Source organism: Acinetobacter sp. YH16056_T (genome assembly GCF_024605895.1).
Taxonomy (GTDB): Bacteria; Pseudomonadota; Gammaproteobacteria; order Pseudomonadales; family Moraxellaceae; genus Acinetobacter; species Acinetobacter amyesii.
In genome coordinates this window covers 2,994,315-3,020,428 of record NZ_CP094545.1, presented here as the reverse complement: position 1 = coordinate 3,020,428, position 26,114 = coordinate 2,994,315, and the positions used below count along the sequence as shown (strand labels likewise).

24 protein-coding genes are annotated in these 26,114 nt (G+C 40.5%); 11 read left to right on the top strand and 13 right to left on the bottom strand.

What is annotated here, in order from left to right:
• Positions 1-3 precede the first annotated feature (3 nt).
• A complete protein-coding gene (locus MST17_RS14675; RefSeq protein WP_078192840.1) occupies positions 4-360 on the top strand; it encodes a DNA transfer protein p32 in 357 nt (118 codons plus the stop codon).
• A 50-nt stretch (positions 361-410) separates the two neighbouring features.
• On the opposite strand, the gene MST17_RS14670 is transcribed toward MST17_RS14675, so the two are convergent.
• Positions 411-893, bottom strand: a complete 483-nt coding sequence (locus tag MST17_RS14670; RefSeq protein WP_180026781.1) for a DUF4442 domain-containing protein — start codon at positions 891-893, stop codon at positions 411-413.
• Between the two features lie 128 nt (positions 894-1,021).
• Here MST17_RS14670 and MST17_RS14665 point away from each other — a divergent pair, with 128 nt between their 5' ends.
• The 6 genes from MST17_RS14665 (at position 1,022) to MST17_RS14640 (ending at position 7,251) form a co-directional block, all read left to right on the top strand.
• Entirely contained in the window at positions 1,022-1,897 is an 876-nt protein-coding gene (locus MST17_RS14665) for an alpha/beta fold hydrolase (RefSeq protein WP_180026782.1), read from the top strand.
• Positions 1,898-1,994: 97 nt separating this feature from the next.
• Positions 1,995-3,362, top strand: a complete 1,368-nt coding sequence (locus MST17_RS14660; protein WP_180007047.1) for a Na+/H+ antiporter family protein — start codon at positions 1,995-1,997, stop codon at positions 3,360-3,362.
• A 307-nt stretch (positions 3,363-3,669) separates the two neighbouring features.
• Positions 3,670-4,281 carry an OmpW family protein gene (locus MST17_RS14655; RefSeq protein ID WP_111885838.1) on the top strand — a complete coding sequence of 204 codons (612 nt, stop codon included), beginning with the start codon at positions 3,670-3,672 and terminating at the stop codon, positions 4,279-4,281.
• Between the two features lie 156 nt (positions 4,282-4,437).
• On the top strand, positions 4,438-4,785 hold the full coding sequence (locus tag MST17_RS14650; RefSeq protein WP_078189819.1) for a lysozyme inhibitor LprI family protein: 348 nt from the start codon (positions 4,438-4,440) through the stop codon (positions 4,783-4,785).
• Positions 4,786-4,902: 117 nt separating this feature from the next.
• Positions 4,903-6,822: a molecular chaperone HtpG gene (htpG, locus tag MST17_RS14645; protein WP_180026783.1), complete on the top strand. Its 1,920-nt coding sequence runs from the start codon at positions 4,903-4,905 to the stop codon at positions 6,820-6,822.
• A gap of 153 nt (positions 6,823-6,975) precedes the next feature.
• Positions 6,976-7,251, top strand: a complete 276-nt coding sequence (locus MST17_RS14640) for a hypothetical protein (RefSeq protein ID WP_180026784.1) — start codon at positions 6,976-6,978, stop codon at positions 7,249-7,251.
• A gap of 68 nt (positions 7,252-7,319) precedes the next feature.
• On the opposite strand, the gene MST17_RS14635 is transcribed toward MST17_RS14640, so the two are convergent.
• The 5 genes from MST17_RS14635 to MST17_RS14615 all read right to left on the bottom strand — a co-directional run bounded on the left by MST17_RS14635 (position 7,320) and on the right by MST17_RS14615 (position 11,239).
• Positions 7,320-8,429 (bottom strand): hypothetical protein, encoded by a 1,110-nt coding sequence (locus MST17_RS14635; RefSeq protein ID WP_373685433.1) that lies wholly within the window; start codon positions 8,427-8,429, stop codon positions 7,320-7,322.
• A gap of 149 nt (positions 8,430-8,578) precedes the next feature.
• Positions 8,579-10,027, bottom strand: a complete 1,449-nt coding sequence (locus MST17_RS14630; protein WP_180026786.1) for a hypothetical protein — start codon at positions 10,025-10,027, stop codon at positions 8,579-8,581.
• An 11-nt stretch (positions 10,028-10,038) separates the two neighbouring features.
• Entirely contained in the window at positions 10,039-10,218 is a 180-nt protein-coding gene (locus MST17_RS14625) for a hypothetical protein (protein ID WP_078189814.1), read from the bottom strand.
• A 351-nt stretch (positions 10,219-10,569) separates the two neighbouring features.
• On the bottom strand, positions 10,570-10,758 hold the full coding sequence (locus tag MST17_RS14620; protein ID WP_111885834.1) for a hypothetical protein: 189 nt from the start codon (positions 10,756-10,758) through the stop codon (positions 10,570-10,572).
• 232 nt (positions 10,759-10,990) lie between these two features.
• Complete coding sequence (locus MST17_RS14615; RefSeq protein WP_218946142.1) at positions 10,991-11,239, bottom strand: glycine zipper domain-containing protein; 249 nt, start codon at positions 11,237-11,239, stop codon at positions 10,991-10,993.
• Between the two features lie 237 nt (positions 11,240-11,476).
• Here MST17_RS14615 and MST17_RS14610 point away from each other — a divergent pair, with 237 nt between their 5' ends.
• A complete protein-coding gene (locus MST17_RS14610; protein ID WP_067761311.1) occupies positions 11,477-11,677 on the top strand; it encodes a dodecin family protein in 201 nt (66 codons plus the stop codon).
• A 76-nt stretch (positions 11,678-11,753) separates the two neighbouring features.
• On the opposite strand, the gene MST17_RS14605 is transcribed toward MST17_RS14610, so the two are convergent.
• From MST17_RS14605 to ompR, 5 genes are all read right to left on the bottom strand, one after another.
• Positions 11,754-12,440, bottom strand: coding sequence for a DsbA family protein (locus MST17_RS14605; RefSeq protein WP_111885832.1), 687 nt, complete (start codon positions 12,438-12,440; stop codon positions 11,754-11,756).
• 148 nt (positions 12,441-12,588) lie between these two features.
• Entirely contained in the window at positions 12,589-13,008 is a 420-nt protein-coding gene (locus tag MST17_RS14600) for a GNAT family acetyltransferase (RefSeq protein WP_180007058.1), read from the bottom strand.
• 128 nt (positions 13,009-13,136) lie between these two features.
• Positions 13,137-14,654 carry an acetyl-CoA hydrolase/transferase family protein gene (locus tag MST17_RS14595; RefSeq protein ID WP_180007250.1) on the bottom strand — a complete coding sequence of 506 codons (1,518 nt, stop codon included), beginning with the start codon at positions 14,652-14,654 and terminating at the stop codon, positions 13,137-13,139.
• Positions 14,655-14,860: 206 nt separating this feature from the next.
• Positions 14,861-16,321, bottom strand: a complete 1,461-nt coding sequence (locus tag MST17_RS14590) for an ATP-binding protein (RefSeq protein WP_111885830.1) — start codon at positions 16,319-16,321, stop codon at positions 14,861-14,863.
• A gap of 285 nt (positions 16,322-16,606) precedes the next feature.
• A complete protein-coding gene (ompR, locus tag MST17_RS14585; protein ID WP_078189809.1) occupies positions 16,607-17,371 on the bottom strand; it encodes a two-component system response regulator OmpR in 765 nt (254 codons plus the stop codon).
• Positions 17,372-17,706: 335 nt separating this feature from the next.
• Between ompR and MST17_RS14580 the strand changes: the two genes are divergently transcribed.
• The 3 genes from MST17_RS14580 (at position 17,707) to MST17_RS14570 (ending at position 24,537) form a co-directional block, all read left to right on the top strand.
• A complete protein-coding gene (locus tag MST17_RS14580) occupies positions 17,707-20,067 on the top strand; it encodes a Tex family protein (RefSeq protein ID WP_180007060.1) in 2,361 nt (786 codons plus the stop codon).
• Positions 20,068-20,156: 89 nt separating this feature from the next.
• A complete protein-coding gene (locus MST17_RS14575) occupies positions 20,157-22,124 on the top strand; it encodes a DUF2075 domain-containing protein (RefSeq protein ID WP_180026798.1) in 1,968 nt (655 codons plus the stop codon).
• A 232-nt stretch (positions 22,125-22,356) separates the two neighbouring features.
• Positions 22,357-24,537 (top strand): SulP family inorganic anion transporter, encoded by a 2,181-nt coding sequence (locus tag MST17_RS14570; protein WP_180026799.1) that lies wholly within the window; start codon positions 22,357-22,359, stop codon positions 24,535-24,537.
• A gap of 70 nt (positions 24,538-24,607) precedes the next feature.
• On the opposite strand, the gene MST17_RS14565 is transcribed toward MST17_RS14570, so the two are convergent.
• Complete coding sequence (locus tag MST17_RS14565) at positions 24,608-24,922, bottom strand: hypothetical protein (protein ID WP_078189807.1); 315 nt, start codon at positions 24,920-24,922, stop codon at positions 24,608-24,610.
• A 72-nt stretch (positions 24,923-24,994) separates the two neighbouring features.
• Positions 24,995-26,074 (bottom strand): patatin-like phospholipase family protein, encoded by a 1,080-nt coding sequence (locus MST17_RS14560; RefSeq protein ID WP_180026787.1) that lies wholly within the window; start codon positions 26,072-26,074, stop codon positions 24,995-24,997.
• Positions 26,075-26,114: the final 40 nt, after the last annotated feature.

Here is a 26,114-nt window from a genome sequence, read left to right as displayed (position 1 = left end):
ACAATGAAAAAAGTAATGAGCGTATGCGCAGTCGCGATGATGTCGACCCTAATGCTTGCTGGTTGTGAAAGCATGTCGCCAAATGAACAACGTATTGGTGCTGCAGCTTTAGGTGGTGCCATTGGTGGTGGTGTGGGTAATAATGTCGGTGGTGGTGTAGGTGCAGCCGTTGGTGGTGGTGCTGGTGCAGCTGTCGGTAGTAAAACTCAAAACGGTTCAAACCGAAATGCCACATATAGTGGTGTAGGTGGTGCGATTGGTTCTGCAGTCGGTAAAAGTATCTTTGGTGGTAACACCGGTGCTGCGATTGGTGGTGCAATCGGTGGTGGTGCAGGTGCTGCAATTGAGCAAAATCGCTAATCCAATCCGATAAAATTGAATGAAAAGGCGCTTAAAGATAAGCGCCTTTTTTATTTGCGTGGACGGGGTTGCTTGCGACGAATGTATAGAGTTTTTTGAATTTCAGCGATACGTAAGCCTGCTTCATCAAAAATATTTAAGCTATAGTTCCGTAGTACAGGTGCGTGGTTATCTGCTAAGTTTTTAATATGATTGATTTCATTTGGGTCGAGCTGGATGTCAGCGTATACCGTTCCACGCCCAGGGGATAAAAATTGGATATTTGCAGCTTTGTCCCACACGATATAACGTGAGCCCAGGTGATGCATCAAAATCAACATATAAAATGGGTCAACCATTGAATAAAGACTACCGCCAAAATGTACACCGACGATATTTTGATTTTTATGAGTTAATGGCATTTTGACGCGAATGTGATAATTGGCGAGATCAATTTTATCAATCGAAATGCCAGCACCTTTATAAGGGGCATAATGATTGAGTAAGAATTTAGAGACAATAGGCATTGTCATTATTTTCTGGATTATGCTCATACTGGGTCAATTTTTTTTTATGCTGAACTTTGCATACTAAATGAGTTTCCAAACTGTGGCATTGATCACATTGCCTATGTTCACAAATAAAACGTCAATTCGATGGAATCGATAAAAGGACAAGAAGAATGCAACCACTAAATACGCAATGGGTGAATACCACAGATCAACAACGGCTCTATGTGAAGACATGGGGTGATGAAACCAAGCCCGCTTTGGTTTTGGTTCATGGTTATCCTGATAATCAGGAAGTATGGGAACCGGTTATTGAACATCTTGGTTCTGAATTTTATATTGTGAGCTATGACGTGCGAGGTGCAGGGCAGTCATCTGTGCCCCGTAAAGTACGAGATTATCGTTTGGAGCAATTATCACTTGATTTGGATAGTGTAACGCAAGCGGTATTAGGCGAACGTAGTTTTCATTTGGCCGCGCATGATTGGGGCTCTATCCAATCTTGGGAATCGGTGACTGAGCCAAAATTTCGCTCACGTATTTTGTCTTATTCAACTATTTCTGGGCCATGTTTGGATCATGCGGCATTTTTGCTCAGAAATAGCTTTAAGCATCAGCAGAAAAAATTACTCAAATTATTAAGTAAGTCATGGTACATCGGGGTATTCCAATTACCATTTTTGGCACCGACCGCGTGGCATTTTTTGAATGCTGAACGTTGGGGAAAAATTGTGAATGATTTAGAACGTACTCAAGAATTGCCTTTGAATCATAATATTCAGCATGATGGTAAACACGGTATTGCGCTTTACCGTGCTAATTTTATTCCCCGCTTAACTCAGCCTAGACAACGTCATGCCGTCTGTCCTGTACAAGCGATTGTGTTGAAACATGATAATTTTGTCAGTCCAGATTACATTAAAGAATTACCTAATTGGGTTGAAGATTTATCTGTAGTTGAAGTCAATGCCAATCATTGGGCCGTGCTGAGCCAACCCGAAAAAATTGCAAGTTACATCGCTCAATTTGCGCAATCACAGCAGTTTTAAGTAAATCGTTCAACAGTGGCAGTTTCATCGATAGGGGGCTAAATAGCGAGCAAATTCTGATAAAATACGGTTTTTTTGTCAGACTCCCTTTTTTCTTATGTTTGCTATTCTTGCCGCAATTACAGTCATGTTTGGACTGTCGCTGGCACGCGTGCCTGTTGTATTTGCGCTGATCATTGGTGCAGTAACAGGTGGCTTGTTAGCTGGTCTTGGTATTCATGGCACCATCGAAGCGTTTAATAGTGGCTTAGGCAACGGTGCTCAAATCGCACTTGCTTATGGCGTGTTGGGGGCATTTGCTTTGGCACTTGCGCGTTCAGGTTTGCCAGATTTACTGGCTTATCAACTCATTACTAAACTCAAAGGTAACAGTAATGTGAAAGCCCAGAATCGCGTGAAATACGTAATTTTCGCTACTATCGCTTTAGCCGCCGTATGTTCACAAAACGTGATTCCAGTGCACATTGCGTTTATTCCAGTATTAATTCCACCATTACTCAGCGTATTTAATCATTTAAAACTTGACCGTCGTTTGATTGCTTGTGTTCTGACTTTTGGTCTTGTGGCGACTTATATGCTGGTACCTTTTGGTTTTGGTGCTATTTTCCTTAATGATATTTTAGGTCAAAACATCAATACCTTTGGTAAGCCATACGGTTTCAACATCAGCTATGATCAAATTCCAACTGCTATGGCAATTCCAGTATTTGGGATGTTTGTTGGCTTATTAATTGCTGTTTTTTATAGCTACCGTAAACCACGAGAGTATGCTGACGTTCAGGTTAAGGAATCACAGCACACCATCTCATCTGATGTAAAAGCAGATGAAAATGGTAAACCACAAGTCGCTAAATTTACTTTGATTATGGCTGCGGTTGCAGTGGTTGCTACGCTTTCTGTTCAAGTCATATCTGAGTCGATGATTTTGGCGGGTCTGGTTGGTGTTGCGATCTTAAGCTGTGCAGGTATTTTTAAGTGGAAAGAAGCCGATGATGTCATTATCAGTGGTATGCGCATGATGGCACTGGTTGGTTTCATTATGATTTCTGCGCAGGGCTTTGCATCTGTGATTGAGGCTACGAATCAAGTACCAATACTGGTACAAGCTTCGGTTGAATGGATTGGAAACAGCCGAGGTTTAGCTGCATTTTGGATGCTATTGATAGGGCTATTAATTACCTTAGGTATTGGTTCTTCATTCTCAACAATCCCAATTTTGGCCATTATTTATGTACCACTTTGTATTCAATTTGGTTTTAGCCCAGCGGCAACGATTGCCATTATTGGTACAGCAGCAGCTTTAGGAGATGCAGGTTCTCCGGCATCAGACTCAACTTTAGGCCCAACATCAGGCCTTAATATGGATGGTCAGCATGACCACATGAAAGACAGTGTGGTCCCGACCTTCATTCACTACAATATTCCATTAATGATCTTTGGTTGGATTGCCGCAATGGTACTCTAAAAAATTTTCAAAGATAAATAAAAAAGGCGATTATATAATCGCCTTTTTTGTTATTTAATCCTGAGGATTTTGGTTGGATTAAAATAATTCATTTTATTAATTCTGATTAAAAAGGTTGGTATATTATGAATAATAAATTAATTATAACGGTGAAAATATAAAACCAAGCATTGCACTATGATTAAAATAAATATATATAATTAATAATGACTTATATAATAATGTAAAAATTTATAAAATAATAATGTTGCATAATTTTAATACTAATGTTTAATATTAATTATTCATTCTAGAAGGTTGCTTTAAAATGTTAAAACAAGCTGCTCTTATTGCATTATTGGGTATGTCTGCTTCAGCGATGGCTGGTCAATGGCAGGTTAAAGTTGGTGCTTCTGTAATTGCTCCAACTGCAGATACTGATATTGCTAATGGTGCTTTAAATGTAAAAGCAGATCATGAGTTTGCATTTACACCGTCTGTAGAATATTTCTTTAATGACAACATTTCAGCTGAATTACTATTAGCTACACCAATTAGTCATGATGTGGATGTAACAGCTGCGGGTTCAAAAGTTGCTGGTGTTAAATTGAAACATCTTCCACCAACAATTACTGCGAAATATAACTTTAAAAATTCAACTGGCTTTACACCTTACATTGGTGTGGGTGGTACAGCATTTGTTGCTTGGGATGAAGATGGTTCAGGTGTGCTAGAAGGCACAAAGGTTAAAGTGAAAGAGTCTTATGGTTTTGCTGGCCAAGTTGGTTTTAACTACCAACCAGCTGATGCTAAAAACTGGGGCGTATTCTTTGATGCACGTTATGCTCAAATCCAGCCTGAAGTTCAAACAGTTGTCGAAACTTTTGATTTAGATATCGATCCTATGGTGTATACAATTGGTTATAGCTACAAATTCTAAGCTGTAGCTGATCTTAAAACCCTGCCTAATGGCAGGGTTTTTTATGCAGCATACTCCATTCATCAGTTGATCGAATTGAACAAATAGGCAATAGAAAATTTAGGTGGAACTGTTAGAGTCGAAATAAATCAGCAAGTTGGATGAAGAGAAAAGACGATGAAAAAAATTATTCAGGGAATGCTGGTCTTGGGCAGTGCTTATTTTATTTCGACAAGTTATGCCGCAAGTTTTGATTGTAAAAAGGCGAAAACCATTACCGAACATGCGGTTTGTGATAACCGTAGTATTAATGATGCTGATGTCAAAATGGCCACGACCTATACGATTATTCGTCATTTGGTTCCCATGGGGACACGTGGTGCAATTCAAGATCAACAAATAAAATGGTTACAACTACGCGATCAGTGCCGTGACAATGTCAGTTGTTTAAGCGATGTATATAAAATGCGACAGCAAAAACTAGATCTTTACATGGACCGTGTGTATAAGCAGGGGCCATTTTAAACATTAAAAATGAGTGCGATGCTGTGAAAATTTTTCCACTCAGCCTATTGAAAAATAGTGAAGTCCCTCCATTCATATAGCATTCAATCGTAATACATAATATGAACGGAGAGACGGATGAGCGAACAAAATTCTCAAAAACATAGCTTCCAAGCAGAAGTAGCTCAGTTACTACATTTGGTAACGCATTCTTTATATTCCAATCCAGAAATTTTCTTACGTGAGTTAGTGTCCAATGCTTCGGATGCATGTGACAAACTCCGTTTTGAAGGGATTAATCATCCTGAATATTATGAAAATGATCCAGATTTACATGTGCGTATTCATTTAAATAAAGAGCAGAAGACAATTACCATTTCGGATAATGGTATTGGTATGACACAACAAGAAGCGATTGATCATTTGGGTACGATTGCTAAGTCTGGCACTAAAGATTTTATGTCGAAGCTTACGGGTGATCAAAAGTCAGATGCACAATTGATTGGTCAATTTGGTGTGGGCTTCTATTCAGGTTTTATTGTTGCTGAAAAAATTACAGTGGAATCACGTCGTGCTGGGGTAAATGCCGCTGAAGCGGTACGTTGGGTTAGTAATGGTACAGGTGAGTTTGATGTAGAGCCAATTGATAAGGCTTCACGTGGAACCGACATCATTTTGCATTTACGCGAGGATGCTTTAGATTATTTAGATCGTTACAAAGTTAAGCAGATTATTAATAAATACTCTGATCATATTAGTTTGCCAATTGAGATGCAGAAAGAAGTTTGGCAACAAGAGGAAGCTGCCGAAGGCGAAGAAGCAAAACCTGGTCAATATGTACTGACGGATGAATGGGAAGCGATTAACTCAGCAAGTGCATTATGGACGCGTAATAAAAATGAGATCAGTGAAGAACAATATACTGAGTTTTATAAAAACCTGAGCCATGATTTTGAAGCCCCGCTTGCGTGGACACACAACCGTGTAGAGGGAAGTACGGAATATACACAGTTACTTTATATTCCATCTCGCGCACCAAGCAATATTTTCACACGTGAAGCTAAAGCAGGAATTAAGCTGTATGTGAAACGTGTATTTATCATGGATGATGCGGATAATTTGATTCCAAATTATTTACGTTTTGTTCAAGGTGTGGTGGATAGCGCAGACTTGCCGCTGAATGTGAGCCGTGAATTATTGCAAGAAAGCCGCGACGTGAAAACGATTCGCGAAGGTAACGCCCGTCGTATTTTGACCGTACTTGATGCTTTGGCAAAATCGGAAGATGCTGCAGATCAAGAAAAATTTAAAACCTTCTATGCAGAATTTGGTTCAGTCTTGAAAGAAGGACTGGGCGAAGATATGGCAAACCGAGAGCGTATTTTAAAATTATTACGTTTTGCTACTGCCAGCAACGATGAAGTCGTGACGTCATTGGCGGACTATAAAGCCAATATGAAAGAAGGCCAAAAAGCCATTTATTATGTTACGGCTGATAGTTTGAATGCAGCGAAAAACTCTCCGCAACTTGAATTGTTCAAGAAAAAAGGCATCGATGTGTTGCTCATGACTGAACGTGTAGATGAGTGGGCGATGGAATTTGTATTTGAATTTGATGGCACACCATTGCAAAACGTCGCTAAAGGTGCGGTTGATTTAGGTGACTTGCAAGATGCTGAAGAGAAAAAAGCACTTGAAGCCGCAGCGGAACAATTTAAACCGGTGGTTGAAAAATTGTCAGCATCGCTCAAAGATAAAACTTCAGAGGTTCGCGTAACCACACGCTTAGTTGATTCTCCTGCATGTTTGGTGGTGGCTGAAGGTGAGTTATCACCTCAGTTGGTTCGCATGCTAAAACAAGCAGGACAAGCGGTTCCAGAGTCAAAACCAGTCTTGGAAATCAATCCATCCCATCCTTTGGTGCAAAAATTAGAAAGCTCGGCGCAGTTTGATGATTTGGCGAATGTTATTTTTGATCAGGCGTTGATTGCTGAAGGTGGTTTACCCGAAGATCCAGCCCAATATATCAAACGGATTAACAGCTTATTGCTGAAGTAACCGTGATATGAAATGAACCTCCTTCGGGAGGTTTTTTTATTTGGTTTTTCGATAGAGGGCATAAATAAAAACGTCCATGTTTTAATCTTTAAAATAAATTAAAAATAAATAATTAATCTATAATAGCGATCATTGAATATTGGGAATTGTAAGATGAAAATTTTAGTGATCGCTGTAATGGGTTCGCTGCTCTCTATGGGCCTCATGCAATCTGCTCAGGCAGATAGCGCTACGCAAAAAATGGTGCGTAATGACCGAGTGCAGGTTTCAAAGCAGATCGCACAATACGATATCAACCCTTTTGTCGATAGCCGCCGTGTGATACGAAATGATTGTGCTCAGTACAGCTTTCCTAAAGTGAAAAAAGTCGCTGAAAAGCAGTCGCGTATTGCACGTAATGATCGTGTGAGTGTGATTAAGAAAAACTGAACCTGAGTTATTTAAAAAAGCCCATCCTGTTGAGATGGGCTTTTTTATATGCTGTGTTTAAAGATGTTTTAAAACAGGGCTTCAAGACGCACTAAAGCGCCCAAAAAGTGGCTTTTATCATCACGATGGTTATTGTGGTAATTGAGATCGCCTTGGATATAAAACCATTCGCGCAGGAAGGGTTGGCGCCATGACACAGATGGCCCCCAACTGTTTAAACGCAGTTGATCGTTATTGTAAAAACCACCTGTATATAGGCCATAGCTGAAGCGGTTGCCTTTAAAAAATTGGTGTTGGCGAAAACTGAAGTTATCCCATTTCAAATCATCATCCTGCGTATCGGCATAGGTCAGGTTGAATTGGTTCGAGATAAAGGATTGGCCTGGGCGGGCATGGGTTAATTCTAAATTGGTTCTTAGATAATTTTCACTGTCGATGCCATAGCGATAAATCTGTTCTGCTAAAAAACGAAAGTCATTGTCGAGTTGCCATTTTTTAGCTGCTTTTAAGCGGACATATAGGTCATCACCAGAACGTAAACCGAGATCAACGTCAGTTTCGAAGGGCAGTCGATCTGAAATTTCTGACCAACGTAAAGCCAGTGAACTGTTATCTTCACGGGTTTGCTTATTGTCATAATTTTTATCACTATGCCCCGCAGGGTTTTCATTGGTAATTGCAGCATTATTTTCTAATTCATTATCAAGTGAGTCATCACCAAAGACCACACTCAATTTTTTTTCTAAAGTGGGAAGCTTAATTTTACCGCGAATACGTGGCTTAATTTCGTATTCATCGTGCTTATTCCAACTGTTGTCTAAAATCACCCTAAGGGTAGCATTGGCTGGTTTATCAGGCTCACTTTGCCCAAACCAATTATCCATGCGAACGGCCGTTCGATCTGCCCAATTTCGGACTTTCTTCTGTTGTCGATCGGTCCAGCTATTATTTTCCGTTTGTTCTGTTGTCGGAACAATGGGGTGATCTGATTGTTCAGGTAAGAAGGTCGGTGTTGCATCAATCCAACGTGGAATTTGATCTAAAAAATCATAGGTCTTTGGCGTGATATACGATGAATTTTGGTCAGTTTCAGGCACATCCTGCGAATGTTCACCCTCAGTTTCATTGACGACAGCATCAGTTTCATTGGCCCAAGCAACTTGATACATCAAGCTCATTGATGCGGAAAAAAGCAAAGTCCGAATAAAGTACTGTTGTTTTTTATGCATATGTTTTGGCTCTATTTAATTATCATCTGAGTATCCTGCATCTGTAGTTTTGTTATTTTTGTCGGATAAATGCAAGCCAAACTACAAAATAAATGCAATTAATCTTCGGTCATTTGCTTAAGTGCTTGATAAAGCGAAATCACATCAATGGGTTGAGCCAATTGTTGGATCACATTTTGGATGCTTTGCCAATTTAAACCTTGCTGTCGATGGAGGATCAAATAGGGAAGGGCTTGTTCAGTACGCAAGAGTGCCATGCGTTTTTGACCGTGGATTAAACGTATTTTTTGACGTTCTTGTAATAATAACAGCGGGGTATGTAGCGTCGGTTCAGGTTCATCAAAATGAATGAATTTTTGCGTATGAACTAACTGTACCGGGATAAATGGATAATAGTCGTTTTGCGACCAAATCATTTCAGCATGCTGAGACTGTTGATAGAGCTGATCAGGTGCAGCACAGAGTTGCTCTAGACTGTCCCATGATATGACTTTAATCGCGGCAAGTTCATGTTGATGTTGTTGGCAAAACAGCTGAGAGAGTCGAATGGCTTCCATCTGCGTTTGCGCACCAAACAACAAGAGATATTTGATGAAGCGACCTTCGGTATTGATTTGCTCTGCTAAATACAGTGGCTGGTTTTTCCAATCTGTACCATCTGTTGTATGTAATAGAACATCAAGTTGCGTTGTGAGTTCAGGCTGATCTATAAACTGCAATTCATACAAGGCCAATTGCGCATCGATGTTTTGCAGCGTTTGAACGCGAGCGGTATATTGAGCGATTTGAACCTGTTCAGGAAATTCAACGCCTGCCATTGTCGAGTTGAGATGTTCCTCCGATGGCGCATGTGTTGGCTGCTCAATTAGAACAAGAGGAACGGTATCAGGTGCAGAAAGCTCCGGTTTATTTGTATTTGAGTTATCAAGCAACGTATCCGCTTTATTGATTTGCTTATCGCAATGATCTAGATCAACAGATCCGTCTTTATTTATCGCTTCAATTGGCAGTAGGTCGTCCACACTTGCTGCAACACAGCTTGGCGCTGAGATGATTTCATCCTTTAGGCGTAAGGCATGTAGACGTAGATCGGTATCACTGATTAAACATTTATATAGCTGTTGTTGTTCAATTAACCAATCATAGCATTCGCTAAAATTGCCCCATTCACTGAGTAAAGCCGTGCGCTGTTTGGCTGGAATCATCCACACTTGCCAACCTAATTCATGGTCATGCAGCAAGGCCCAACCCATCTCTGGATATTGATATAAAGCATTTTCAAGTGCAGCATCATGGTTAAAATAGCCACGAAATAACCATGAATATGGCGTTTGTTTGGAAAATTCAGTTGCAGCCATTTGTGGCTTAGTTAATGCGCGATAACTTAATATTTGCTTTTGAAAAATTGGTTCATCGCATAAGGCAAAAATTTCATGAATCCGACGTTTAGAAAGCGCCGTTTCATAAAAACTTAAAGCACGATGTTCAAGTTGATGGGTCAGTACATGGATTTCTTTTATTAATTGTACTTTCTCTTGTAAATTCATTTGTCCGCTTCCTAAAGGACTTTTTGTGCTTTTTCTAAATATTTAGCCAATACAATATTGGTTGCAAGTTCTACTAATTTATATTCAGCCGAATTCGGGTTTCGATATGTATTGGCCAATTCAATCAGGCGTTCAATATCGATGACCTGCGGTGAAATTTTTCCTTGTATCAGTGCCTGAAGTTCTTGCATAGGACAATGTAAATTTAAAAATAAAGAAGTCGATTAGTTCATTTGATTATAGAGATTTCATTAAAAAAAACATGGAAATAAATGTCAGCTTCTACAAATTAAGTGTTGAATATGACAATTAATGCGTATTTTGTTTAAAAATAATACCAAATCATCAGCTTAAAGATACGCTTTGCAAATTTTATCGCGGCATAGTTGGATCAATTTTTTTGAAGTCATCATCAGCGATTGAGCGCTTTTAGATGTTCATTTTTAATGTTAAGTAAAGAATAAAGCCCAAAGTAAAGGCACATAAAATAAAAAACCGATGGTGGGAGCCATCGGTTTTTTTATGGAAAAATCAGCTAAAAATTAAGCTTTTTTTTCTGTGTTTGTGATAACTTCAGTTGTATCAGCAGCTGGAGCTTGGCTCTCTGCATTGGCAGTTTCAGCAGTTACAGCTTTTTTTACTGGAAAATCAGGTACGTAAACGATTTGTGCAGAAACAGTTGCAGAAAGCGCCATCACAGCAACAGCCATAGCATATTTGATTGCGTTCATGTGTATTCCTATCAATCATTAGTAACTCAAAAATTGAGTCAGGGAGAAAATTAATCACTTGAATTTATGTGAAAATAATATCAAAAAATAATCAATTAAAAATGATCGATTCGGCAACACAAGATAAATGGTAGGATTTAATATTCATATAAAACAGTCTATTAGAGTTATTGCTCTAGAGTTTTTAGTGGCTGAGTGACAGCGGCGTATCACTCAGATATAGATGAAAAATCTATGAATGTTTGGCACATTTCTTTTCATAGACTTTGCCTGCGATACCACCAATAATGGCACCACTAATCGTACCAAAAACAGGTAATATACTGCCTGCAACAGCTCCGATCGCAGCACCTTTGACGGTCGGAGAAAAACGTGAGAGAAAGCTATTCTTCCCTGTTTGGGACTCGTTGGTGGTTGTTTGAGGGGTTGTATTGGTAGATAGTTCGGTTTCAGCAGAAGTTGCTTGAGGTTCAATAGTCATGACATTACTCCCGAGCATGATCGTTTGAAGAATGAAGCTTTTAGCCTAATCGGTAGTGGCCTTGGCTTAAACAGAAAGCATGTAATAAATGATGGTCAGTTTGTAATCCCTCGAAGTGGAATTCACTCCTGTGTAAGACATGTAATATTTTGCTGTTTTGATGTTTAAAAAATAACCAAAATAAGTGACTTAATCATATGATGAAGATTCAAAATCATAACAATGAGGATAAATACAATGTCTGTTGCTAAAGTCGTTGAAGTAAATGCAAGTAGCACAAAAAGTTTTGAAGATGCCATCCAAACGGGAATTAATAAAGTCACTGAAACCGTAAAGAACGTTCAGGGTGCATGGATTAATGAACAAAAAGTTGTGGTGAAAGACAATAAAATTGCGGAATATCGAGTGAACTTAAAAATCAGCTTCTTGGTGGAATAAGTTTCATTTTATTGATGTTAAAAACTGATCATAAAAAATCCCCGAAGTTCGGGGATTTTTGATTGAACGCGCTGAATTATTTTTCAGGTGTTTCACAGCTTTCATCATTACAGACAGGTGTAGGAGCAAGCTCAGGGAGTTCCGCAGCTTTGTCCATCACTTTTTTAAATACATCTTTCGGTTGAGCGCCTGCTAAAGCAATGCGTTGCTCAAATACAAAGAACGGTACACCCGTAACTTTAAGTTGATCGCGTGCTACTTCTTCGTCGTATTTGACGAAATCAGCAAATTCATCTGAGTCTAATAAGTCATCGACTTCAACAGGGTTTAGACCAATACGAGATGCAACATCTTCTAAGGTTTCACGTTCACCAATGGCCAAGCCTTGCGTCATATAGCTATAGAAGAAAGCTTCTTTGGCTTCACTGCCGAGACCTTTGCTTTGTGCAAGATGAATCAAGCGGTGCGCGTTGAAAGTATTGCCTGAATTGGCTTTTTGCCAGTTAAATTCAATACCTTCAGCTTTTGCCATTTCGGCAATATTGCGCTGCATTTCCTCTACTTCTTCAATACTGCGGCCATATTTTTGAGCTAGACGTTCAGTATTAGAAATTTCTAGGCGAGCGGGCGCATCTGCATCAAGTTGATAGCTATGCCAAAACACTTCAAGTTCTACACCCGATTCTTCGGCAGCAGCTTCAAGGCGTTTTTTCGCAATATAACAAAATGGGCAAACCACGTCTGACCAGATATCTACACGCATGGGAAATCTCTTTTCTATGTTCTGGGAAAATGATGGGGGCAAATCCTAAAATTTAAAGCCAAGCAATGCAATCCATTTTTGTTTCGATGGTGCAATGTCGAATTTTTTTTATGTTGCTTCAAGGATTGACCGAAGATTTGTCGGACTATTAATCCGTGATTAAACGTTTACCCAAACAAATCACTTCAACCTCTTCATAGCCCAATTGTTCATAAAAATTTTGTACGTCAATGTTGTCTTGGCGAATCAGTAATTGAAGTTTTGGGCAACCTAAAGCAATTAAGCGTTTTTCTAATTGTTGAATGAGGGCGGTGGCAACGCCATTACGCTGAAAATGTGGATGTACAGCAAGATAATTGACCCAGCCTCGATGTCCATCATAGCCCCCCATCACAGTTGCGATCAATTGATCATCTTTGATAGCCAATAAAAATAATTGATCACGTTGCGCTAGTTTTCGAAAAATATCAATTTCAGGGTTATTCCATGGACGGGTCAGATCACACAGTTCCCAAAGTGCAATTACATCATCTAAATCAGATTCGAGATAGGGGCGGATAATAAACATAATTTTTGTTTTAGCATGTATTTTGACCAATTTAGATTAGTCGAGTTTTGCAGACTTGATAAGTCATATTGAAAAATAAAAGCCATAAAAAAAACGCTCCGAAGAGCGTTTTCTTATTTCACTGTCAATTAAGCAGTTTTAACTTCTGGTTGAGCAGCTAACATGTGGCCGTTCTCTTCGAAGTTGATGTGCCAAGACAATGCTTCACGTAGAAGGTGAGGTGTTTGACCACCTTTCGCACATGCACGGTCGAAGTAATCATTTAGCGCATCACGGTACATAGGGTGAGCACAGTTGTCGATTACTGCACGAGCACGTTCACGTGGAGCAAGACCACGTAAGTCAGCAAGACCTTGTTCAGTAACTAAGATGTCAACGTCGTGTTCAGCATGGTCAATGTGAGAAGCAAATGGAACAACAGAAGAAATGTCGCCGCCTTTTGCAATTGATTTAGTCACGAAGATCGCCAAGTGTGCATTACGTGCGAAGTCACCTGAACCACCGATACCGTTCATCATTTTTGTACCGCAAACGTGAGTTGAGTTCACGTTACCGTAGATATCAAACTCAAGCGCAGTGTTGATACCGATGATACCTAAACGACGTACAAGTTCTGGATGGTTCGAAATTTCTTGTGGACGTAATACAAGTTTGTCTTTGTATTGTTCAAGGTTATTAAATACTTTTTCGCCATATTTAGCAGAAAGCGTAATAGAAGAACCTGAAGCAAATTTCATTTTGCCTGCGTCGATCAATTCAAATGTACAGTCTTGAAGTACTTCAGAGTACATGATCAAGTCTTCAAAGTTTGAATCTTTAAGACCAGTCAATACTGCGTTTGCAATTGAACCGATACCTGCTTGTAATGGACCAAGGTTTTTCGGTAAACGACCTTCTTCTACTTCTTTTTCAAAGAAAGCGATCAGGTGGTTTGCAATACCTTGAGTTTCATCATCAGGTGCAGTCACTGTAGATGGAGAGTCATGCAATTCGTTGTTAAATACGATACCTACGATTTTTGAAGGATCGATGTTGATTGCATGTGTACCAATACGTTCGTCAACTTGAGTCAATGGAATCGCTTGACGTGTTGGACGATACGTTGGGATATAAATATCGTGTAAGCCTTCGAATGCTGGGCTTAAGTTGGTGTTGATTTCAACAATCACTTTTTCAGCAAAAATTGCGAAGCTTGCAGAGTTACCTACAGAAGTTGTAGGGATGATGCCACCATCTTCAGTGATCGCAACAGCTTCAATAATTGCCACATCAGGCTTTTTAAGCTGAAGGTTACGCATTTGTTCAACTGTTTCAGACAAATGCTGATCGATGAACATCACTTCGCCTTTGTTGATGGCTTTACGTAATGTATTGTCTACTTGGAACGGTAAACGACGAGCAAGAACACCTGCTTCAGTCAATTTTTTGTCCAAATCGTTACCCAAGCTCGCGCCAGTAATTAGGGTAATTTTAAGAGGATTAGCATGAGCCTGTTGAACCAACGCTAAAGGTACAGCTTTCGCTTCACCTGCGCGTGTGAAACCACTCATACCTACCGTCATACCATCCTGAATGAATTCAGCAGCTTTTTCTGCGCTGATAACTTTGTCGTGAAGGGCAGCTAAACGGATGCGATCTAAAGACATCATATACTCTCGTGAAATTCTCAAAACTGATACGGATTGTACCGATCAAAAAAGCCATTTTGCATACCTGTTAGGCTAAGGTCTAATTTTTTGAAAAAATGTGGGTATAAGATTTTATTATGTTTTTTAAACTACTGAATAATAAAGTTAAAAATATCAATGGTTAAAGCTTAAACAAAACTGTTCGTTGCTTTTTTGAACGCTTGTTAAAAGCGTTCAGTTAAACTTTGCTTAATTTTTTCCAATGGGCTGTTGTTTAATATTTCATCATTTTCGAGTTTTTGCAGTGGTAAAGAAATGATCGCTTCGAGTCCACCTTCTGCTCGATTGTGAATTGAAAGTTGACCTTCGTGAATATCCACAATACGTTTTACAATGGCTAAACCGAGTCCACTGCCTTGAATGGTACGTGCATCATTACCACGTACAAAAGGTTGCATCAGGTCTTCAATTTGGTCTTCAGGAATCCCTTCGCCATTATCGGCAACGCGAATTTGAATATGGTCACCTTCATATTCGGTAGACAGTTCAATCGGCTCGGCACCATAGCGTTTTGAGTTATTGATTAAGTTCCCTATTAATCGTTTTAAGGACAGGCTACGTGCTTGAATAATCGGTAAGTCTTGAGGTTCAAAGCGAATATCTAAAGGTTTAAATTGAATCACTAATTCCTGCAATAGCGCATTTAAATCAGTATCTTGCGGAACCTCATCAGAGCCATCTCGCATATACGAAATGAACTGATTCAGAATTGCATCCATATCTTCAACATCGTAAATCAGACCTTCTTTTAGGAAGTCATCATCAGGCATCATTTCTGCGCTGAGTCGAATACGGGTCAGCGGAGTACGCAAATCGTGGGAAATACCGGCCAACATGATGCGGCGATCACGTTCAGTTTGTTCCAGCGTGTAGACCATGTGGTTAAAGGCTTGGTTTACTTCACGGATTTCTTGTGGCCCATGGTTGGTTTCTAAATAAGGTGCAGTGCCGTGTTTACTATAGTTGTTTGCCGCATCTTGTAAACGTTTTAGTGGACGGTTGAGCTGACGAACCAAGGTTAAGATAATGATGCCAGCAATCAGCGGAATACCCAATAACCAGCCTAAAATCAGCTCTGCGCTATAGTTGGCATAGGTTTTTAAAGGCTCGCGGACCCAGTTGCCATTCATTTCTGGAGTTTGAATCCAGATGCGTGGGTCAGGTTTAAATTGGAAATACACGGTCGCATTATCAATGCGCATTTCTTTGGCCAGTTTCTTTTCAATTTGATTGGTAAAGAACTCTGCAATGACTTTGTCTTTGACATTGGGGAATTCTTTCGGATCGGTCACATATTCGATCCCGACACGGTTGCGCATCCAGTCGTCGACATCCACTTCGGCATTGTTATGAAAAATCCGTAAATCAGGATTGTTAATGATTTCAAGCTCGACCGCGAGGTAACGAGCATGTTGTTGAATTTCGGGTAAATAGAGTGTGCGCCAAAAGAACCATAAGGACATAAACAGGCTAAAAAACACCACAAATAAGACCAATACGGTGGTCCGCATGGCTGCAGAGCGGGGTTTGATTTTATCGAGGAAGCGTTCCCAAGGTGTCCGTTTTTTTTCGGAGTAGGTAACGTAGTCGGTAAATTCCTGTGGGTCGATGGGTTCGAGTTTCACGCTATATCCCTAGAGTAAATTTTAGAGTGTGAGATCAATTAACCCTGTTGGATACGCGTTCAGGTCATACGCAACTGTTCGAGGCAGGAAGCATGGAATAGATTATGTTTCTGCGATGATTCTGATATGAAGCAGAAATGAGACGAGTTTTGCGTATGACAATGGTTTTGCTTACTTTTGCCGAAACAAAAGTAAGGCGAACCGCAGGTTATTGGATAAATTTAATGTTCAATGAAAAGACTCCGCCTAATGAACGGCGGAATTTTTTATTACTATTTATTTGGATTATTCAGCACCATCTGGAACAAAGACATAACCCACGCCCCAAACGGTTTGGATATAGCGTGCACGTGCTGGGTTTTCTTCAACCAAACGACGCAGGCGAGAAACCTGAACGTCAATTGAACGCTCCATAGCACCCCATTCACGACCACGAGCAAGATTCATTAACTTGTCGCGTGTCAGTGGTTCACGAGGATGTTGAACTAATGCTTTAAGTACGGCAAATTCACCCGTTGTTAATGTGACGACTTGACCTTCACGGGTTAATGTACGAGTAGACAGGTCGAGTGACCACGGACCAAAAGACACCACTTCCATTTGTTGGCTTGGTGCGCCCGGAACTTCACGCACTTGACGACGTAATACGGCACGAATACGTGCCAAAAGCTCATTCGGGTTGAATGGTTTTGGTAAATAGTCATCTGCACCGGCTTCAAGTCCAGCAATACGGTCTGAATCACTACCACGAGCGGTCAGCATAATGATTGGGGTATCGATGCTAGATTGGCGCAGACGGCGACAAATACTCAAGCCATCTTCAACAGGTAACATAAAGTCGAGCACAATCAGGGAAAAGAGTTCCCGCTGCAACAGACGATCCATCTGAGTCGCATCATGTGCGGTTTTGACCACAAAACCTTTATCTTCTAGGAAGCGTTGTAAGAGGGTGCGTAGACGCACATCATCATCGACAACCAGAATGCGTTCGACTCGGTCGGTTTCGGCTTGTACGGCATCTGTTTTTTCAGCAGGTACAACTAAACTCATGACGTGCTCCTTATTCTTTATTGTCATCGTAAACAAAAAGTCGATTTCACTTGAGTATACGATTCATTTATATAAATTTACTATGCTCTAAAGCAACAAATATTGCAGTTAAAATCAAGACATAGATACCAAATGTATACATGTTGTTCGAATCAGTTTGCTTATCTAAGTCTCGCTAATTTGCTGTTTCATAGTCAGTTTCGTAAAAAAATGTGTATTTGAGATGAACTGGCATTAAAAACCACGAATAAATTTATAAAAACAATTGTGGATTTTATGGTCTTGGTCTTTATAATCATGGCTTTTAGAACTTATCCTTGCAGGGATCTAATACGATGACTGACTTAGTTCAGCAGTTGGCAAAAGAAATTGCCGTACGTCCAAATCAAATTGAAGCTGCCATCAAGCTCATTGATGAAGGTGCCAGTGTTCCATTTATCGCACGTTACCGTAAAGAAGTGACGCAAGGTCTGGACGATACTCAATTACGTCAGCTCGATACACGTCTGACTTACCTGCGTGATTTATTTGAGCGCCGTGAAAAGGTAATCGAATCTCTAAAAGAACAAAACAAGTTATCTGATGACTTACTTGCTCGCGTGAATGCAGCAGAAACGAAAAATGCTTTAGAAGAGATTTACGCACCGTACCGTCCAAAACGTACCAGTAAATCATTTAAAGCCAAAGAAGCGGGTTTAGGCCCAATCGCTGAAAAAATCTTTAATGAAGCGATCGATCCTACGGAAGCTTTGGCAGGCTTTAGCCATGAAGATTATGCAGATGTTGAAAGTCAACTTGATGCGATTCAACACATTTTAATTGATGAATGGGCACAAAATATTGCATTAACCACTGAGCTAAAAGCGACATTTGCGAAAACTGCAGTGTTGAAAAGTTTAGTTGCAAGCGATGAGAAAAAAGAAGTCGGTAAAAAATTCCGTGATTACTTTGATTTCTCTGAAAGCTTAAATAAAGTCCCTTCACACCGTTTATTGGCGATGCTCCGTGGCCGTCAAGAAAATGTCTTGGGCTTAAAAGTCGATGGTGAAGATGATGCACCATTGGCTCGTATTGATACTGAATACAATTTAGAAACAGCACAACCACAAGCGCGTGCAGATTTCTTAAAACAAACTGCAAAATTGTTCTGGCTCGGTAAAGTTCGTCCTGCGATTGAACATTCATTATTGACTGAAAAACGTTTGGCTGCTGAAGCTGAAGCGATGGATGTCTTTGCTGAAAACCTACGTCATTTATTACTTTCTGCTCCTGCAGGCGCACGTTGCACATTGGGTGTAGACCCAGGCATCCGTACGGGTGTGAAATTGGCTGTTGTGAATGCATCAGGTGATGTCCTTGCACATAGCACGATTTACCCATTTGCTCCGAAAGAAGACAAAGCTGGATCAGTGGCTGAACTTGCACGTCTATGCCGTGAGTTTAATGTTGAACTGATTGCCATTGGTAACGGTACTGCAAGCCGTGAAACTGAAGCTGTTGTAGCTGAAATGATGGCAGCAAATACAGACTTGAACTTGATTCGTGTGTCGGTATCTGAAGCAGGCGCGTCGGTTTACTCAGCATCTGAATTGGCGTCAAATGAATTGCCAGATTTAGATGTATCGATCCGCGGTGCTGTATCGATTGCACGTCGTTTACAAGATCCATTGGCTGAACTTGTGAAGATTGATCCTAAATCGATTGGTGTGGGTCAATACCAACATGATGTGAACCAAACCGGTTTGGCAAAAACGCTAGAAGCGGTTGTGGAAGACTGTGTGAACTCAGTAGGTGTTGATGTCAACACAGCATCATCTGCTATTTTGGGTTATATCGCGGGTCTAAATAAATCGATTGCACAGCAAATCGTTGAATTCCGCAAAGAAAATGGTCGTTTTGATAACCGTCAAAGTTTGAAGAAAGTACCTCGTTTAGGCGAACGTACCTTTGAACAAGCAGCAGGTTTCTTACGTATTCAAGATGGTTCTGAACCATTGGATGCATCTGCAGTTCACCCAGAGTCATATGACTTGGTGGCAAAAATTGTGGAAGCAAAAGCGACGACTGTAAAAGATATTATTGGTAATACTGAAATTATCCGTCAGATCGATGCAGCAGCATTTGTAAATGACCAATTTGGTTTACCGACAATTCAAGACGTTTTATCTGAACTTGAAAAACCAGGCCGTGACCCACGTCCAGAGTTCCGCACGGCTAAATTCCGTGAAGACATCACAGAAGTGGCGCAGTTGACTGAAGGTTTACAGCTTGAAGGTGTGGTTACGAATGTAACCAACTTCGGTGCATTCGTGGATGTGGGTGTACACCAAGACGGTTTAGTGCATATTTCTGAACTTGCAAATGAATTTGTTGCAGATCCGCACAAAGTCGTGAAACCAGGTCAAATTGTTCAAGTTCGTGTCTTGAATGTCGATGTTGAACGTAACCGTGTCAACTTGTCTATGCGTGCAGAAGGTGCTGCTGCAGCGAAACCACAACGTCAACCACGTCGTGACAATGCCCAGCAAGAACAACGTGGTGAGCGTAAGCCACATGCGAAACGTCCACAGCATGCCCGTCCGCAAGGCGACCGCCCACAAGGTCATAAAAAACCTCAAGCAGCGAAACCACAAGAAAATAAAATTGGTGGTTTAGGTGCGTTGTTATTACAAGCAGGGATTAAAGGTTCGAAGTAATCTTTAACTGTTAAAAAAACCTCCCATATGGGAGGTTTTTTTATATAAGATTAAAACAATCAAAGCTTAAATAAACTTAGAAGATCATGATGTTACGTAGTTATTATCAGGGTTCAGTGCAACAATTCATACATACAAATGAACAAGAAATTATGGGGGCTTTGGCACTACAGCATGAATTTGCATTGGAAGATTTACAAAAGAACGCTTGGTTAAAACAAATTGAGATTTTAAAACAACAGTTGGATTTTTTAGATGAGGGAGAAATCTTTTTTGAATTCTCTATTCCACGGATGGGTAAGCGCGTAGATAACATTCTTTTGATACGTAATTTAATTTTTGTTATTGAATTTAAAGTAGGTGAAAAGAGTTACCCACAATATGCTAAGACTCAGGTCATAGATTATTGTTTGGATTTGTTGAATTTTCATGAAGGTAGTCATCAGCAAAAGGTCATACCACTTTTAATTTCAACCCAAGCTCAAAGTTGTGAACAGTCATGGTCAGCGGTATCCACTTATCAAGATACTTTATGCTGTAACACCCATAATTTACGGATTGTAATCGAACAAGCGCTTTATCAATTTGCAGGTCTTACGCAACTTAATATCAAACAGTGGGTTGAGTCTCGATATAAACCAACACCCACAATTATTGAAGCAGCTCAGGCGTTATATCAAGGTCATACAGTGGATGAAATTTCTAGAAGTGATGCCGGTGCAAAAAATTTAGCGATCACTTCGAAAAAAATCGAACAAATTATTGAAGATGCAAAATTAACAAATAAAAAAACGATTTGTTTTTTAACGGGTGTACCTGGTGCAGGAAAGACATTGGCCGGTCTTAATATTGCGAACCAGCGTTTAAAAACAAATGAACAAGAACATTCTGTATTTTTATCTGGGAATGGTCCTTTAGTTGATGTTTTACGTGAAGCATTGGTTCGAAATACCGTGGAACTTGCTAAGCAACAAACAGAAAAAAAGACGCGATCTGAGGCAGAACGTGAAGCCAAAGCCTTTATACAAAATATTCATCATTTTAGAGATCATTATTTGAAATCAAATGAGGTGCCAATCGAAAAAGTCGTTATTTTTGATGAAGCTCAAAGGGCCTGGCAAAAGGATCAGGTTTCAAACTTTATGAAACAGAAAAAAGGTATTGATAATTTTTCGATGTCTGAACCAGAGTTTCTCATTAGTGTTATGGATCGCCACGCTGATTGGTGTGTCGTTGTTTGCCTGATTGGTGGTGGGCAGGAGATTAACACTGGAGAAGCAGGTGTTTCTGAATGGCTATCAGCATTAGAACATAAATACCCGAAATGGAAGATCTACTTTTCTAACAAAATTTTGCAGGATAAAGTCTATTTAACTGATCCTAAACAACAATTCTGGGTTCAAAAAAATGGAAAAAATGAGGAAGATTTACATCTTGCTGTTTCTGTCCGGTCATTTCGCAGCGAACAAGTTTCACATTTGATTCAACATGTATTAGATGGTGATGCAAAGTCCGCGAAAGAAACTTACCATATGATGTCCCAAGATTATCCTATTCTGCTTTGTCGTAATTTTAATGTTGCTAAACAGTGGTTAAAAAGAAAGGCTAAGGGTTCAGAGCGCTTTGGGGTTATTGCTAGTTCGGGTGCCAGACGTTTAAAAGCCGAAGGTATTGATGTAAAGAATAAAATAACACCTGCAGATTGGTTTTTGAATTCAAATACAGATGTACGTTCTGCGTATTATTTGGAAGATATTGCAACTGAGTTTGATGTGCAAGGCTTGGAAATAGATTACAGTTGCGTGGCATGGGATATTAATTTTTATTTTGATCAAGATTGGCAATTTCAAGCCTTTAAAGGTAGTCGATGGCAAAATATAAGGCAAACTGAAAAGCAGAAATACCTGTTAAATGCATATCGAGTGCTACTGACTCGGGCGCGACAAGGTATGGTGTTGTATATACCATCTGTAGATGACAGTGACTGGACTCGTCCCAAGAAATATTATGATTCGACGTATAATTTTTTGAAGCAATGTGGTTTCAATACGCTATAAAAAACCTCCCATTTGGGAGGTTTTTTTATTTCTTTTAAGGCCTATCAAAGATAAATGAGCTGAATCTTAAACTTCGCAATAAAGTGTAAAAATCACACAAATCACGTATCAAAACACACTATAGAATCGTTCGATTGTCAGACAATATAAGTCACGCCATAAAGTGGTCACAAACTTTAGGTTTTACATACTTACATCTAATTATTTGATATTTATTATAAACGGTAAAATGATGACATCTAAAATTGAACGACATCGATTTCATATTCACGACTTTTTATCTGGAACAGTGGTATTTCTCGTGGCTTTACCGCTATGCCTAGGCATTGCATTGGCTTCTGGCGCACCGATTCTCTCTGGCATTATTGCCGGCATTGTCGGTGGTATTTTAGTTGGGGCACTGAGTGGCTCACATATCAGTGTTGCAGGGCCAGCAGCAGGTTTAACAGCAGTCATTTTGGTACAGCTTGAACTACTCGGCGGCAACTATGCCGCCTTTTTATTGTGTATTGTTTTTGCCGGTATCTTACAGATTGGATTTGGCATATTTAGGCTCGGTTTCTTTGCCAACTTTATTCCGAACAATGTCATATTGGGTTTATTGGCAGCTATCGGGCTGATCTTGATTGGGAGTCAAATGCCTTATCTGTTTGGCTTGAACCAATTTTCATGGTCAGTGTTGTGGCAGTCACAGCCGCTCAATTTGCAATGGGATGTGGGTGCCATTGTGATCGGTATCGGTAGCCTTGTACTGATGTTGCTTTGGGAGCAGAGCCCATGCAAAAAATGGGTTTTGCCTTCAGCCTTGGTTGCTGTCGTTCTTGCTGCACTATGTAATGCCGTGTTGGTGCTTAGTGGCTCGTCTTTTGCAGTTCATCCATCAAATCTCATCCAACTTCCTAACCTTTGGGATCAGCCACAAAATGTGATGATCTTTCCGGATTGGACCGCTTTAAATAATCCTCTGATTTATACGGGCGCTATCACTTTGGCGGTTGTGGCGTCATTAGAAACTTTATTGAATTTAGAAGCAGCAGATAAATTGGATCCGCATAAGCGCTCTTCACCCCCCAACCGAGAGTTATGGGCGCAAGGCATCGGCAATGTCGTTTCGGGTGCTATAGGCGGGATGCCGCTAACGTCAGTAATTGTTCGTAGTTCTGTCAATGCTAGTGCTGGAGCTAAAAGTAAATGTTCTGCCATCTTTCATGGCGTATTGCTCTTGTTTGCCGTACTGTGTTTAGTGCCTTTGATGAACATGATTCCGCTTTCAGCATTAGCCGCAATTTTAATCCTCACTGGGTTTAAACTGACACATCCCAAATTGTTTAAACAGTTGTATTTAAAAGGTTGGAAACAATTTATTCCTTTTATCATTACCTTGTTGGCGATTTTACTCACAGACTTATTGCTCGGAATCTTGATTGGTTTAGCCAGTAGTGCGGCCTTTATTTTATATGCCAATTTTAATAAGGGACTGAAGGTGTATAAAGAGCATCATTTACATGGGGTGATTACACGGATTGAATTGCCTTCACAAGTCAGTTTTCTCAACCGTTCGGCATTAATATCTGCATTGGAACATATCCATCGCGGCGAACAAGTGGTGATTGATGCCACACATGTGAGTGATATGGATGCTGATATTTTCCAACTCATTCAAGAGTACCAACAGGAAAAGGCTGTGCAGCGTAAAGTGCAAGTGCAGTTGATTGGTTTCAAGACACACTATGCCGATGCGCAGGAGGCGGCATTAGATATAGATATTAGTACAGCAGCTTTACAGCAACGTTTGAACCCAGAGGACGTGCTCGCTTTGCTTAAAGCAGGCAATAAACGTTTTGTACAAAATGAGCGTTTGCAACGAGATATCTATCGGCAACTGCGGGTGACTGCTGAAGAAGGGCAGCATCCGATTGCGGCAGTGTTAGGTTGTATGGATTCTCGTGCGCCGACTGAAATGATCTTTGATGTTGGAATTGGCGATTTATTTAGTTTACGCATTGCGGGGAATGTCGCGGGACAAAAAGTTTTGGGATCATTGGAATTTGCCTGCGAAGCCAAAGGTGCCAAAGTGATCGTGGTGCTTGGTCATACGGACTGTGGTGCGGTTAGCAGTGCTTGTCAGTTGCATTTAGCTGGTCAATCGATTCAGAGCCTGACGCGTATGCCACATATTCAATATGTGCTGGGGCCACTCAATGAGTCTGTATCGCGTGTTGCCGAATTGATGCAACCACAAACGCTGAGTCCGGCATTTTTAGAGCAAGTGACGCAAATGAATGTGCATTACAACATCCGCTATATTTTGCAAAATAGTGAAGTGCTACAGCAGTTGGTGCAAGAAGGTAAAGTGGCGATTGTTGGTGCAGTGTATGATGTAAAAACTGGACGGGTTAATTTCTTCGGATAAATAAAATCCGATGACATAAAAAAGGATCATCATGAACACATGATGATCCTTTTTATTGAACTAAAATACATTAGCGAATCATCGGTACGATCCAACTGGTAATGATCAGCAAAATACCGAAGTGTCCCAATTTACGGGTGACATATACCAATTTAGACGGTTTTTGTTCCAATTGTTTCGCATAGTCTTCGATACTAATGCCTTGTTTTGCATTACTAGTAAATAAAAATACCGCCAAATCGATACAAATTAAAATGGTACCGACATCTGCCACTACTTCCATTAAATCGTATTGGCCGCTGATCAAGGCGGTTGACACTTGATAAACAAGGAAAAGTGCAAAAGCGATGCAGGCATACTGCAAAACAGTTAAAAATATCCGCATAAATCTATACTAAATAAGCTCAAAATTTTGAAATAGGATTATAGCGTCCCTCGCAAGAGATTACTGTAACGCTTAGAGTGCTTGCATGACTGCTGGGAAATGTTGCTTTTCAACCAACTCCAAAAACTCATCGCCCATACGCTGACTTTCAGCCACACATTGATTCCACATTTTAATGCGTTGTTGGTTGTCTAAGCCTTTGAGGGTAAAGTCTTTACGGTCAGGCAGTCGGCCAAGCGGCAAGCTTGCAAGGTATTCTTGTGAAGGTGACAGTAACAGGGTACGCGCCTGATTTTCAGGATTGGCTTGGCGTTTAAATAATTTATCAAACCAACCTGGGGTGATGCTATCCGTGAAATGTGGATACAGCACGATGCCCTGACTTTGGAAGGGTAGGTCAATATGATAGTCAATCAGGCCGCCATCGCGGTAACTGCCTTGTGGCGCATCAGGGATATCACGTATCGCGGCCATGACACCGGGAATAGATGCAGAAGCCATAAGCCACGGCATGACACTGTCTTGAGTCAATGCATGGTAATGCGTGGTAAAGCCATCATCCGCCACGGTAAATTGATGACCTGACACAGGCTGACTAATTACACGCTGCATGAAATAACGACTGTGTTTACGTGCGAGCGCTGTCGTGCCCACGATCCCTGCGACAGAGGCTAACAGCGGCAGGGCTTTATCACTTTGGAAAATATGCTGAGCTTTGACTGAAAGCACAGTGAGGTGATAATCCGGGTGATTAACCAGTGCCGCTTCTTGACCTTGAATCAAATCGATCAGCATGCCACGACACACATCGCTGACTTCTTGACGGCTCATCTTTTTATGAAAGCTCAGATTGGTATACAGCTCAGAGAGGCGTTTCGTCCCTTCAATGGCTCCCCAAGCAGCAATACTGGCAAAGCGCCAACTGCCAATCGATGAACCAATTAAAGTACGCTTTTGTTGCGCGCGTGGCAAAAAGTCAGCAAAAATCGCCTGATCTAAACCTTGAATACCAATGCCTTTCGGACCACCCGCAGCACCGGGCAGGATATCCACTTGAGCAGCGTTTAAACTCTCTTGTTCAATCAGTTGGCGGGCTAAATGGCCAGCACGGATATTGAGCGCAGGCGGTCTTTTTTGCAAAATTTGAGTCATGGTAGTCGCTTAAAATACAGTCGTAGAATTATTCTAGTGC